We start from the raw sequence: 12,328 nt of genomic DNA on the forward strand, positions 1-12,328 counted from the left end.
GTTACCATAATTTTATTTTTTTAATATCCTAAATATATGACTTCTAACGGAAAAGCTACCGAAGGTTTAGTTCAACATCGTATTGGCAATAGGCGGGCTGAACGGCTTCGTATCAACGGAAGTGCAAAATTCAATTTCTGTTCTTCGATTAAAGTTCAGTGCTAAAAATCCCGCCCATCGCCAATACGCGGCACGTCGTTAGTAAATCTTTTAAAATATTGTGAACCTATTCCAACAAAGTTATTCCATAAAATTTTGAGCCTTCAAAGCTCTAAAAATTTTACGGAAATAACTTTGATAAACACTTTTCAATTATTGCTTTTGACTCCACTCTTTGAAAGATTTAGCTGTCCTTGGATTTTTGTTAAAAAACTGATTTACATTTTCTAATTGATTTATTAATTGCCCCTTTTCTTTTTCTAAACGCTCATACTCCGATTTCTCAATAGTATTCTTAACAGCTAAATACATTGAAAAACCTGTTGTTAAAAGTAAAAAGATGTTCAATACAATCAAGTAGAATAACCTCTTTGAGCTAACAGCCTTGTGAACCTTCAAAAGCTCCTCATTATTTTTTGTTATCTCTCGATGAAATTGATCGAAGTCATTCTGTAAGCGTTGTCTTTGTTCTTTTTCTATCTGTCGAAGTTCAGCAACATTTACTGTTACTTTGATGTTACTTAATTCTTTGATGGTATCTAAATGAGTTTTTTTACTTTGTTTTATCGTGTGTTCTAATTGTATGACTTGCTGAAGTAATAGTTCTGTCATATCAGTGAGTTTAGGTTGGTTCTTTGCCATTGTTTATCTTTTTAGTGCTCTTCGTTTACGTTTTTTTTGTTCATCATCTTCATCGTTACCACTAAGTTGAAAAGCAGATAACAAACTAAATAAAACAGACACATCTGTTTTCCAATTCTGCATTTGTGGTTCGATTGCTTCTTGCTTAGTTAATAGTTTTTCTACTTCATTCTTTGACTCTGTGCTTGCTGTATTTTTAAATAAATCATTCAACTTCATATTTCGGTCAACTTCACTTGCTTTTAGGTTTGTATTAGTTGGTAAATGAATAAAGCGATATCCTTGAATATTCCCCTGTTTATTAATAGTTGGTTTAACCTCAATATCTTTTTCAAGCATTAATCGAATGTATTGTTGTAAATCTTTTGGTTCCTGTCTTAAAACTTCCCTATGAGCTGTTTTGATAGTGTTTTTAGCTATTAAGTTTGTGTTGTTAGCTCTTTGTTTCTTATTCTCGTTTTCTTGTCTTATAGACGTCCAACCGTATTTAAGTGCTATTTCGTGAGCAACTCTTTGAGCTTCAAAACCAATGTAATTATCTTTTAGAGCTTTGCCATTTTCATCTATGCGATTGGCGATGATATGAATATGTTTATGCTCTTTTTCTGTATGAACAAAAGCAATGAATTGAGCTTTGGTAGGATCGATTTGTAAACCAAGTAAAAACTCAACGGCTAATGCTCGTAAATCTCTATCGCTCATCTTTTGACTATCTACAATAGTTGGAGATATAACAGCCGATATTGTGTTGTTTTTACATCTGCTGTTTTGATTTTGTAGTATCTGCATCGTTTGAAACATATCTTTCGGAGTATCCCCCGAAAGATTGTTTCTTAATAGCTCATATCCCTTTTTATCATCAATTACGTAATTGAATAATGCTGTGCCACCAACACAAGATTTTGCTTTAGCTATCATAATTACAGTAGTTTTTGTAAGTGAGTCCGAATTAGATTAGCTGTTTCAATAGTGTGTTCTTTAACTCCTGTTGTATCACCAAGCTTAAAAAGGTTGCTTATTCGCCTAAAATTATCTGTGTATTTGTTCAGTAATTTGTAAACTTCAACTTCATCAGGAGTTAATTTATACGCTAAAGAATAGTCAAGTGCGGTGTTTCGGATGTACTCCGAAACGCTACAACCTACTTTTTCTGCTTTGTTTTTTATGATTAGAGCCTCTGTAAGAGTTACTCTAAATTCTATCTTCTTTGTTTTTTTCATCGTCTTACCCATTTTGCGACCTTCGGGAGAAAAACGAGTGGTCTTTGGTTGTCAAATTTCCAATTTGTAAGGACAAAGACACATCTCGATAATTCTCACGTCAAATCATTGCGGTTAATAGTTAGTAAATAATCATTCAAATCTTTGTGATTCTCGTACAGTTTTCGTCCATCAACAACGTTTGTATAGGTCTGAGCTACTTTTTGAAAGGCACTTTCTCCAGCTTTATCATTGTCGAAACAACAAATAATACTTTCATACTTTAATTCTTTGTACAAAGTATTATTGATACTTTTATCCATTTGTACATTGATACATTTATACAATTCCCCATTTGTACATTTGTACAAATAATTATTTGGTGTTTTAATTATTGTATTATTCAACATTGATACGGAATTAAGAATCAAATAATCATATTGCTTTTCTGCATTTGGATAAAGGGTTAAAAAGCTGATGTAATCACTCCAAGATTCAAACAAGACAATATGTTTACTTTTGTTATCAAAGTAGGTTACTGCCTTTTTTCCAAGACACATTTTTATATACACGTTTCTTAGTTCGAAACCATTTATGGTGGTATTGGGAAAACCAACAGCGTAATATGATTTGTTGTTTAGAGTATAGTGTACTTCCTTACAATAAGTTTGAGCCATTTTAAGGCTAAGATTACGCTCAGTGATATATTGTATCAAGTTTGGATGTGTTAATGGCTTAATCGCTTGAATTGTATATGTTGGTTCTTGAATAATGTTAGAACTCACAATAATTGGCTGATGAAAAGAAAAAGAATCGTTTTTGAGCAATTCTAAAGCTGATTTAATATCGCAATTATTGTACTTCATCACAAAATCAAGTGTTGTTCCACCAAAACCAGCAGAATGGTCATAAAACACGTTTTTATCAATATTCACTTTAAATGATGCTGTTTTTTCAGTTCTAAATGGACTGAGATACCACCAATCAACTCTCATTATTTTGGTTGGGGTATGACCTAACTTTTTAAGTAAGTCTGTTAGGCTAATTTGTTTAGCTGATTCACAATTCATACGTTTTGAAATAGTCGGGTTAAAAATCTGTTTTTTTTGATGCAATGATGCAGAAAGGTGTTAATCAATTGTATTTCAATAAAATACTCTGCATCACTCTTGCATCACTGCATCAAACTCATTTTGTTTCTTGCATCACTCTTGCATCAAACTTGATGTATTTTTAGTTTGATGCAGACTTTGATGCAGTGTAACTTATTAATAAACAATAGTTTAATCTATTCTTGCATCATTGCATCAAATATTTTATAGAATAAATCTTTTTTAATGATGTAGTAACGTCCTCTACGTTCTATTTTAACAAATTCTCCATGAGATAAAAGCTCTATTCCTTGATAAGATTTTGTGTTATTTTGTGGTTCGAAATCCCATTTCTTTAAAATCTTTCTTATTTCACTAGCAGATATAATTAGTTTTGGGTTTGTCTTGCGTAATAACAAGAGTAAATCATTGGGAGCTACGCAAATTTCATCCTCGGCAACCTTTTCAAAGCACAGGTTTAAAAGTTCTAAAAGTGAAATCTCTATTTTGTTTTTACTAATTAGTTTTAAAAGGGAAGCTGTAAGTATCTGTTTAGGTGTAAACCACATTCGGGTTTGTTGCGTGGTGTAATAAGGTCGTAGAAGTAAGTATTTGATGAAATAAGGAACTTCACTTGTTAGCTTCTTGATAAAGTGAACGTCTTCTGATTCAATAGGTTTAATCTTTCGAATCCAAAAACGTATTTCTTCTTCGTCTATTTGAATGAAATCATCCTCATTGTTAGAGCAAAGAATAAACTTGGCGAAAAACTCTATTTCCTGTCTGTCTTTTCCCTTTGCTTCAACTTTGTCTTTGTCAGTAGTAGAAAGGTACTTTAAACGCTCTGTAATCTCTTTCTTATCAAAGAATACTTCGTCTATGGCAACTAATAACATACTTGCCCAATCAGCGTTAAATTGAGAACCAAAAGAATCTCCTTTGATATAAGTCATATTGAGTCCAAAGATATTTTTAAGCCATTTAATAAAAGAGCTTTTTCCTGTTGCACGTTCTTTACTAACAAGGCACAATATTGGTAAGGTTTGCGTTGGCTTCTCATACAATAGCTTTAGATAGTCTAAACCATATTCGTATTGTTCACTTCCGAATATGTGCTTTACAAAGTGTAGTGAGTTTGGAATCAATTGTTCTAATTCATTTAAGTTAAAATCTTCTTCTATTGGTTTCATATTTAATTCATTATAGGTATTAAAAAAATTTTCTACGATTGGTTGATAGTTAAGATGGTCTGGAATACAGCAAAAGCCATCTAATTTTAAGACGTTCTCTAAGTAGGACTTTCCGTGATCTGATACAATCGTTTCACGAGTCCAACGCACCATTACTTTAACTTTATCACCTGATATCAAAGGTTTTTCGATGATTTTAAAGTAAGCAGTTCCTACTCGGATATAGGGTATATCTAAGCTCATATTTACTTGTGTTTTAATAATCCTTATCTTTATACGATAAGAGTTGAGTTATACTTTAATTGGATATTAAGGGACGATTTGCACAAGTTGTCCCTTTTATTTTTTAGCGAATAGTTCTAATGCCAAGTCAGCATCGACTATAATTTTTCTACCTCTTTGGATAATCGCTTTTTTGATATGACCTTCTTTCTTGATTTTATTAGCAGTGGTAATACTGCACCCAAGTAGGTCTGCTATACCACGTATTCCGTAAACATAACGCTTTGTAGATTGTTGCGTTTCTTGCGAAGTATTGAGTTCTTTAAAATCCTTTATAGATACTGTTTGTAATAACTGTAATAGTTCTTCTCCTGTCATTTGCCAAACTGGCTTTTCTTTTAATTCGCTTATATACATAGTTTTAGTTTTTAAATTATACGATTTTGTGATGTTCGAACAATTCAAAACTACGATGTGTGTAAGGTGGAGAGGGGGTGGAAAAACACACTTTATTGCACAAAAAAACCACTTTAGTAAAATTCTAAAGTGGTTCAAAGGTGGATTTATAAATTTTAAAGGCTTTTATAGTACTTTATTGTTTAAAAGCTGAATCAATGAGATTGCGATACTCTTTTAATGTATCATTGGCACTGCTACCTGTTATGTGTTTATACTTAGAGTCATAAGTTGCTTTCTTAATCTTAAATTCTTTTAATATTTGAGCAAACCACTTTTTCTTTAAACTTTTGTTTTCTATGTTATTATGTAAGCAATGAATTACATAAAAGAAAGTGTATAGAAAATCCTCTTTGATTTTTATTTTATTCACTGTATGTAAGATATTTATCTCTCTATAAAAATCATATTCTGATATATCTTCAATAAATTGATTGTTTACTATACTATGTAGTTTACTAATAAGTCCCATTGAAAATATAGGCTTGTCATTAATAAAAAGATAATCATTGTCATACATTTCATAGTCCTTAAAATTTGATTTCACATCTTTTAAAAGCCTTTTACTATGATTATATATCTCTTGGTGGTAGTCGTAGTTTAAAAAACCTATCTCTTTGTAAAAACTTGATTCAAAGTAGGTTTTACGTTCAGGCAATTCCGTTTCTCTATACAATTCCATTGTTAAATCATTATCTGACAAACTATTTTTATTTCTTTCTCGGTATTTCTTTAACCGAAGTCCATCTCTATCAAGATTAGTGAAGAAATCAGAATTTTTTTCATACAACTTAATTATTGTCTCCAAATTTTCTCTAACAATAGATAAAATTTCTTTTCTTTCTTGTGTGTCTTTTGCAGAATCAATTCGGTCTTTAAAATCAAACATTAAGATATTAATCATATATTGTCTATAAATATCTTGGGAATCGAAATTAAACGAATTTCCTGATGTGTTTAATTCTTTTTCCCACATCACTATTGTGTTATCAGTCATAAATCTTGTTAATTCTAATTGGGCATCTACTGTATTCATATCATATCAAATTTAGTCATTGCATTCGCTTTAATCGTATCAGCTACATCAATATAAGGCTTCATTGATTTGTAGTCTGAATGTCCTGTCCATTTCATTACAACCTGTACAGGTATCCCCAATGATAAAGCGGTACAGATAAATGTTCTTCGCCCTACGTGAGTGCTTAAATGTTCGTATTTGGGTTTTACTTCATCTATTCTTTCATTGCCTACATAGTAGGTTTCTCTAATCGGTTCGTTAATCTCTGCTAACTCTCCAAGTTCTTTTATGTAGTCATTCATCTTTTGATTAGAAATAACAGGTAGAGCCTTTCCTTTTTCAAAAGGTACATCTTTGTACTTCTCTAATATTGCTCTACTGTGTTTGTTTAATTCAACTCTCAGCATATCATTTGTCTTTTTGGTAACAAACTCAATAGCATCATTTTTAATGTCGTGTCTTGTTAGGCTAAAGGCATCTGAATAGCGAAGTCCTGTATAGCAACAGAAAAGCAATACATCACGTACACGTTCTAAGTACGACTTTGTGCCTAAATCCGTTGATTTAATCTGTTCGATTTCCTCTTGAGTTAAAAAGATTATCTTTTTAGATGTTTCCTTTAGTTTTGGTTTAAACTCTTCAAAATTATAGGTAATTGTATAATTGTTGTTTTTACACCACTTCAAAAACCACTTTACAAAACTAATTTGCTTTTCGATGGTGCTATTACGCATCTGTTTTTCAATGCGTAAAAATGAAACGTAGTCTAATAACGTCTTTTCGTTAATATCAGTAAACTGAAAATTGCTTTTGAAAGAAAAAAGATGTGAACGAACAGTATTAAACTTGGTGTAAGTAGCAGTTGTCCAATCATTGCGTTTACCACTACTTTTTACAAACTCGTCAAAAGCTGTAAAGAGATTCTTTTCTGTTGCTGATATGGTTTGTTTATCTGAGTAGCGTTTTATTTCATCTTTTAAGAGTTCAAAAGAAGGTACTTCGTTTTTCAATTCATACTCTTTAAAGATTCTATCAATCGTAGTAGATAGCTCCTGTATTGCTGTATTGATTTCGGAAGAGCTTTGTTTTAGCTTATTGGTACACCCATTGCGTACCTTTTCTTTTGCTTCATCCCATTTAGAAGCATCAATGCGGTAGCCTGTAAAGAGTTCTACACGGCCACCATTATATACCACTCTTGCACGAATTGGAACGTTCTCTGTGATTAATACACCATCTTTCTTTCTCTTTTCAATAGCAATAGTTATCTTTCTTTTTATAGTCATAGTTATTTGTAATAGCACCCAAATATACACCCAATTTTGATACTATCATATAGTATTTTAAGGTATTTAATCGACTTAATAAAAACATAACTACCAATAAATCAAAATAATAGTATTTTATCACACTCTATTTATATATGGGTTATATTCCCTCTTTCTCCGCTGAAAAGCCCGATAACACTAGTTATTGGGCTTTTTTTATGTACTTGTGCACCTAGTATGCACCCTCCAAACAAATGAATCAGATGCAAAACATTCTTGATTCGGTGCACAAATAAATATGTAAGTGATGCACACCTTTCAACGTAGCAAAACTAGAAGCCCAAAAGGGGAATCATATCCAAGATAAAAAAATCAGTAAGGGAATAGTCTTAGTGAGCCTTCAAAACATAATAATGAAAGCTCTAAATGTGTACCTAGAGCGTATGCTATAGGTATAAATGAAAGTTACATAATTGCAAAATCTCATGTTAGAGAATATATCCGTTATGTGTATGGTAAAGAAGATATAGAGTTTAGAGAATTTAATTATGAGTTTGTAATTGGCTATGAGCACTATTTAAAGACCGTTAGAGCATGTTTTAATAACACAGCTATGGTATGTCTCAAACTTTAAGAAGGTTGTTCTACGAGCAGTTGCTAAGGGAATTATTTCTTCTAATCCTTTTGCACACTACAAACCTAAAAAGACGAAGCTCAATAAGAAACCTTTAAGTAAACAAGAACTATCAATTTTAGAAGACAAAGAGTTTACTAATGAGCGATTAGCTAATGTAAGAATAGTTCATAAAATCTAATCTTCTATGTTAGAAGAATTAATGTACTCCTAATTTAAAAATGATGCTATAACTACTGTATATTATAGGTGTCTGAGTACTTTTTTCTGCACTACTGTTAGTACAAATTAATTTAAAATCTATAATATAATCTAAAGTTGTAATTTTTATAACTTATAAAATATGTTATATTAGTATTGTTTATTTAATGTTTTTTCTATTTCATTTTATTATTTGTAATTATTTATTTTAACTTTAAGTTAAATTTTTTTAAATGTTTGTTATTTTTGTGTATTTTTGATTAACTAAATAAATAATAATTTATGATTTCAAAAAAACTAAGTAGCTTCACAGCTATTGTTCTTTCAATGTTTAGCATGAGTCTCCATGCGCAAAATGAACAAAAAGAAAACCGATTCAAAGTAGGAATCGATTTAGGGTATACTAATACCTCATTAGATACTAATATTTCGAATTTAGTCGACTCCAAGTATAATTCTCGTGGAGGTTTTGGTGTTAATGTTTCTGCAGAAATGAATGTATGGAAAACTTTATTTGTATCTACAGGAGTTTCTTATCTACAAAGAAATTATGAATTTGAGAGAACTGGTTCTCGTGAAGGATGGTATTCTAAGTATAGTAACGATTTTATTTCAGTACCATTATTAGTAGGGGGATATATTTTAAATAACCCATATAAAACAAATGGTGTTTGGGCTAAAGTAGCTGGGGGAATTTATACAGAGTATTGGGCAAAAATGAAAACAAAAGGTCAGTATCCTGTATTCTCAGAGTTACAAGCTGATGGATCATTTAATTATACTACTGTTTCTGAAAAGTACGATTTTAAGAAAAATGAAAATCAATTACGTAGACTATCTATGGGATTACAAGGACAAGTACAAGTAGGTTATGCAATTGATAAAATAGATGTGTATTTAGGTTATAATTATCTTTATGGTTTAACAGATACTTATAAGTATGACAGCCCTGGAAATAAAAAGAGCACTAGAGATTCACATATGATTTCTATAGGAGCTGCATATAAATTTTAATAAAATCACATACGATGAAAAGAATAAAAAGAAAAATAACAATATTTAGTTTATCTATACTATCATTATCATCTCTAACAGTTTTGAATTCATGTTCTTCTGATGATATTACAATTACTGATCCTAGAAGGTTTACAGCAAACGATATTAATTCGTATGCAGATCTTTTTGAAGTTTTTTGGAAAACAATGGATCAACAGTATAATTACTTCTATGAGCAGAAGGATCAAGGTGGTTTAGACTGGGATAATGTATATAAGACATACTATCCTAAATTTGCAGCTCTACAGACTTATGGTAGACCTAATGAGGATGACGGGCAAATAAATGAAGATTACTTAACAGCCTCTCAATATTTCAAAGAGATTATGCATCCGTTAATTGATCGCCATTTCTCTGTAAAAATTCAATTTCCTGCAACAAATAAGAGCATAATTAGAACAGTTACTTTTTATGGTGGAATGCTTGATGAAGATACTCCTAATGTATATCCATTTGCAGAGAAATATGGCTATATGAAAAATAGAGTAGATGGTAATGCTTTTATGTCTAATAGATCTGGTTTAGGTATTATTGCTGGAAATTTGATTTCTAATCCAGATATTTACTATTTGTCTTTTAGCCAGTTTGCTGTAACTAATAATTTTAAAATTACTTTAGCAGACAAATATTTAAATCCAGGAAAAGGTAATGCTTTATTATTAACTGAGGACATTTTAGAAGCTAGAGAAGAACTGAAAGCTATTAAAGATGTTAATATGCGTAATGCTATTAAACAAGTAACCTTTGATTTACTAAAAGAATATAATGCATATTCTGAGTCTAATGCTTATAAAGCATTTATGGAAGAGGTAGTTAAGTTTAATCAGACAGAAATAGTAAGTAATGAATTAATGCTATCAGCTCAAAATGCGTTAAGAGAATATAATGCATTACCTAAATATGATGTAATCACTCCGTATGGAGCTTTATATAATGCTCATACAGCTGATTATGTAGGTGCTTTTATTGGTCTTATGAATAATCACGTTAATTTTGGATATAATTTCCCTGAGTTAACAAGAGCTCTAAGTCAAGTTTTAACAAGAGGAGAGTTTTATCAAAAATTCTTAAACCCATTACATACAGGAGAAATCAAGAAAATTATAATTGATTTACGTTCTAATGGTGGTGGGGCTGTTGTAGATGCACGTTTTATTTCAGATCGTTTTATTACTAAAAACGCTGTTTTTGCATATCAAAGAACAAGAGAAGGAAATGGTAGATTTAACTATACACCATGGGTAGAAGCTAAGACTAAACCTCATAATTTTGGAATCCCAAAGGATATTCCTATTGCTATCTTAACAGATAAAAATAGTGCGAGTATGTCTGAGATAACTACAATGATGTTAAAATCTCAAGGAAATCAAGTTGTTAGTGTTGGTGATTACAGTGCGGGAGCGACAGCTGGTTTAGGTACAGTAGATGATTTTAATGGAGGAACAAGAGATGAGATTGCAGAAGGTAAATTAACATTCTATATGCCATTATTAGCAATGAAAGATGCTGATGGGGTAGTAGTAGAAGGAGTTGGTGTTAAACCAAATATTTATGTAACTCCACCTACAGATAGTGAGTTGGAAGAAATGACTTCTCCTAATTTTGTGGATAGAGTTGTAAATGAAGCAATTAAGTATTTAAGTTCTAAATAATAATTAAGTAAAATAAAAAAGCCTCAAATAAGAATTATCTTTTTGGGGCTTTTTTTATTGTCGCATAAGTATTAGATAGTTAATTGTTTTTTAGATTGGGATAAATGCGTGATATAACGTAGAGAAGGGATCTGTTTTTCTTAGATAAAATTAAGTGAACTGAGTATAATAAATAAACTAGAAAAACTACCTTTGCTTCATGAATAAAGCAGAAATACTTAAAAACTTAAATATTGAAGCATTAAATGAAATGCAAATTAAAGCATTTGATGCAGCTCAGAAGAATCCTAATATCATTCTTCTTTCACCTACTGGCTCAGGAAAGACAGTGGCATTCTTAATGCCTTTATTAGAGAAGTTAGACCCTACTGTCAAAGGAGTACAAGCAGTTATATTAGTGCCAACTAGAGAGCTTGCTCTACAGATAGAATCAGTATTTAAGAAAATGGGAACACCATTTAAGATTAACTCTTGTTATGGAGGACATTCTACTAAAACAGAAATAAAGAATTTTAGTACGCCACCTGCGGTATTAGTGGGAACACCAGGGAGAGTTGCTTTTCACATAGAAGAATTCTCTTTTAATACAGAGACAGTGACTAGTTATGTAGTGGACGAGTTTGATAAAGCTTTAGAAATGGGGTTTCAGACAGATATGGATTATATTATAAATTCGTTTGAACATATTTCTTTCAGAATGCTTACATCAGCTACTGCTTTAAAGAAGATTCCTGAGTTTACAGGTATAGAGAATCCTGAGCGTATCCATTTTTTAAAGAAGACAGAAGTAATGCCTGATTTAACTTTTAGTCAAGTTATCTCTACTGCAGAAGAGAAATTAGAAACTGTAATTAAACTTATCGGGAAGATAGGAAAAGATACTATTCTTATTTTCTGCAACCATCGTGATGCAGTAACTCGTATTAGTGAGACATTGACTAAGAAAGGAGTGGCTAACAGTGCTTTTCATGGAGGAATGTTACAAGAAGATCGTGAGCGTGCTATCATGAAGTTTAGAAATAAGAGTTGTCATATTCTTATTGCTACAGATTTAGCAGCTAGAGGACTTGATATTCCTGAGATAGGACATGTGATTCACTATCAGATACCTCCTAAGGAAGATGCGTTTATTCACCGTAATGGACGTACTGCGCGTATGAAAGCATCTGGTAAGGCTTATGTGATGATTACACGTGACGAAAATATTGAATTTATCAATCCAGATATGCCAATAGAAGATCTTGAAGGAAATTATACTATTGATAATAAAACAGACTTTAAAACTATCTATATTAGTGCAGGTAAGAAAGATAAAGTGAACAAAGGGGATATTGTAGGGTATCTAATTAAGACTGGGGGCCTAACGAAAGAGGATATAGGAGTGATAGATGTGCGTGATACACAGGCTTTCGTAGCTGTAAATACTAAGAAAGTAAAGGCTTTATTGACAGCACTTGTAGATACAAGACTAAAAAATAAAAGGGTCAAAATAGAGATTGCTAGAGACTAGCTAAAAAAATGCTTTGATATAGGTAATAGT

12 protein-coding genes are annotated in these 12,328 nt (G+C 31.4%); 4 read left to right on the forward strand and 8 right to left on the reverse strand.

Going from position 1 to position 12,328, the window contains the following annotated elements:
* Nucleotides 1-312 precede the first annotated feature (312 nt).
* From HX049_RS06395 to HX049_RS06430, 8 genes are all read right to left on the reverse strand, one after another.
* Entirely contained in the window at nt 313-801 is a 489-nt protein-coding gene (locus HX049_RS06395; RefSeq protein WP_006260877.1) for a hypothetical protein, read from the reverse strand.
* A gap of 3 nt (nt 802-804) precedes the next feature.
* A complete protein-coding gene (locus HX049_RS06400; RefSeq protein ID WP_006260876.1) occupies nt 805-1,719 on the reverse strand; it encodes a relaxase/mobilization nuclease domain-containing protein in 915 nt (304 codons plus the stop codon).
* Nucleotides 1,720-1,721: 2 nt separating this feature from the next.
* On the reverse strand, nt 1,722-2,021 hold the full coding sequence (locus HX049_RS06405) for a plasmid mobilization protein (protein ID WP_006260875.1): 300 nt from the start codon (nt 2,019-2,021) through the stop codon (nt 1,722-1,724).
* A 95-nt stretch (nt 2,022-2,116) separates the two neighbouring features.
* A complete protein-coding gene (locus tag HX049_RS06410; RefSeq protein ID WP_036496816.1) occupies nt 2,117-3,070 on the reverse strand; it encodes a toprim domain-containing protein in 954 nt (317 codons plus the stop codon).
* Nucleotides 3,071-3,288: 218 nt separating this feature from the next.
* Nucleotides 3,289-4,524 carry a primase-helicase family protein gene (locus tag HX049_RS06415; protein ID WP_006260873.1) on the reverse strand — a complete coding sequence of 412 codons (1,236 nt, stop codon included), beginning with the start codon at nt 4,522-4,524 and terminating at the stop codon, nt 3,289-3,291.
* A 96-nt stretch (nt 4,525-4,620) separates the two neighbouring features.
* Entirely contained in the window at nt 4,621-4,920 is a 300-nt protein-coding gene (locus tag HX049_RS06420) for a DUF3853 family protein (protein ID WP_006260872.1), read from the reverse strand.
* Nucleotides 4,921-5,095: 175 nt separating this feature from the next.
* Entirely contained in the window at nt 5,096-5,995 is a 900-nt protein-coding gene (locus HX049_RS06425) for a hypothetical protein (RefSeq protein WP_006260870.1), read from the reverse strand.
* On the reverse strand, nt 5,992-7,263 hold the full coding sequence (locus HX049_RS06430) for a site-specific integrase (protein WP_006260869.1): 1,272 nt from the start codon (nt 7,261-7,263) through the stop codon (nt 5,992-5,994). The genes HX049_RS06425 and HX049_RS06430 overlap by 4 nt, the downstream gene beginning before the upstream one ends.
* A 490-nt stretch (nt 7,264-7,753) precedes the next feature.
* Between HX049_RS06430 and HX049_RS06435 the strand changes: the two genes are divergently transcribed.
* From HX049_RS06435 to HX049_RS06450, 4 genes are all read left to right on the forward strand, one after another.
* Complete coding sequence (locus HX049_RS06435; RefSeq protein WP_286414906.1) at nt 7,754-7,879, forward strand: phage integrase SAM-like domain-containing protein; 126 nt, start codon at nt 7,754-7,756, stop codon at nt 7,877-7,879.
* 483 nt (nt 7,880-8,362) lie between these two features.
* Nucleotides 8,363-9,094: a porin family protein gene (locus tag HX049_RS06440; RefSeq protein ID WP_286414907.1), complete on the forward strand. Its 732-nt coding sequence runs from the start codon at nt 8,363-8,365 to the stop codon at nt 9,092-9,094.
* Nucleotides 9,095-9,108: 14 nt separating this feature from the next.
* Nucleotides 9,109-10,788 carry a S41 family peptidase gene (locus HX049_RS06445; protein ID WP_286414908.1) on the forward strand — a complete coding sequence of 560 codons (1,680 nt, stop codon included), beginning with the start codon at nt 9,109-9,111 and terminating at the stop codon, nt 10,786-10,788.
* A gap of 199 nt (nt 10,789-10,987) precedes the next feature.
* Nucleotides 10,988-12,298, forward strand: a complete 1,311-nt coding sequence (locus HX049_RS06450) for a DEAD/DEAH box helicase (RefSeq protein WP_286414909.1) — start codon at nt 10,988-10,990, stop codon at nt 12,296-12,298.
* The last annotated feature ends 30 nt before the right edge of the window (nt 12,299-12,328 follow it).

It is taken from the genome of Myroides odoratimimus, assembly GCF_030326305.1.
GTDB classification, from domain to species: Bacteria; Bacteroidota; Bacteroidia; order Flavobacteriales; family Flavobacteriaceae; genus Flavobacterium; species Flavobacterium odoratimimum_A.

Coding starts and splice junctions, on each gene's coding strand:
- HX049_RS06430 (WP_006260869.1), bottom strand. CDS start 7,263: ATGACTATAAAAAGAAAGATAACTATTGCTATTGAAAAGAGAAAGAAA.
- HX049_RS06415 (WP_006260873.1), bottom strand. CDS start 4,524: ATGAGCTTAGATATACCCTATATCCGAGTAGGAACTGCTTACTTTAAA.
- HX049_RS06450 (WP_286414909.1), top strand. CDS start 10,988: ATGAATAAAGCAGAAATACTTAAAAACTTAAATATTGAAGCATTAAAT.
- HX049_RS06425 (WP_006260870.1), bottom strand. CDS start 5,995: ATGAATACAGTAGATGCCCAATTAGAATTAACAAGATTTATGACTGAT.
- HX049_RS06440 (WP_286414907.1), top strand. CDS start 8,363: ATGATTTCAAAAAAACTAAGTAGCTTCACAGCTATTGTTCTTTCAATG.
- HX049_RS06410 (WP_036496816.1), bottom strand. CDS start 3,070: ATGAATTGTGAATCAGCTAAACAAATTAGCCTAACAGACTTACTTAAA.
- HX049_RS06395 (WP_006260877.1), bottom strand. CDS start 801: ATGGCAAAGAACCAACCTAAACTCACTGATATGACAGAACTATTACTT.
- HX049_RS06405 (WP_006260875.1), bottom strand. CDS start 2,021: ATGAAAAAAACAAAGAAGATAGAATTTAGAGTAACTCTTACAGAGGCT.
- HX049_RS06400 (WP_006260876.1), bottom strand. CDS start 1,719: ATGATAGCTAAAGCAAAATCTTGTGTTGGTGGCACAGCATTATTCAAT.
- HX049_RS06445 (WP_286414908.1), top strand. CDS start 9,109: ATGAAAAGAATAAAAAGAAAAATAACAATATTTAGTTTATCTATACTA.
- HX049_RS06420 (WP_006260872.1), bottom strand. CDS start 4,920: ATGTATATAAGCGAATTAAAAGAAAAGCCAGTTTGGCAAATGACAGGA.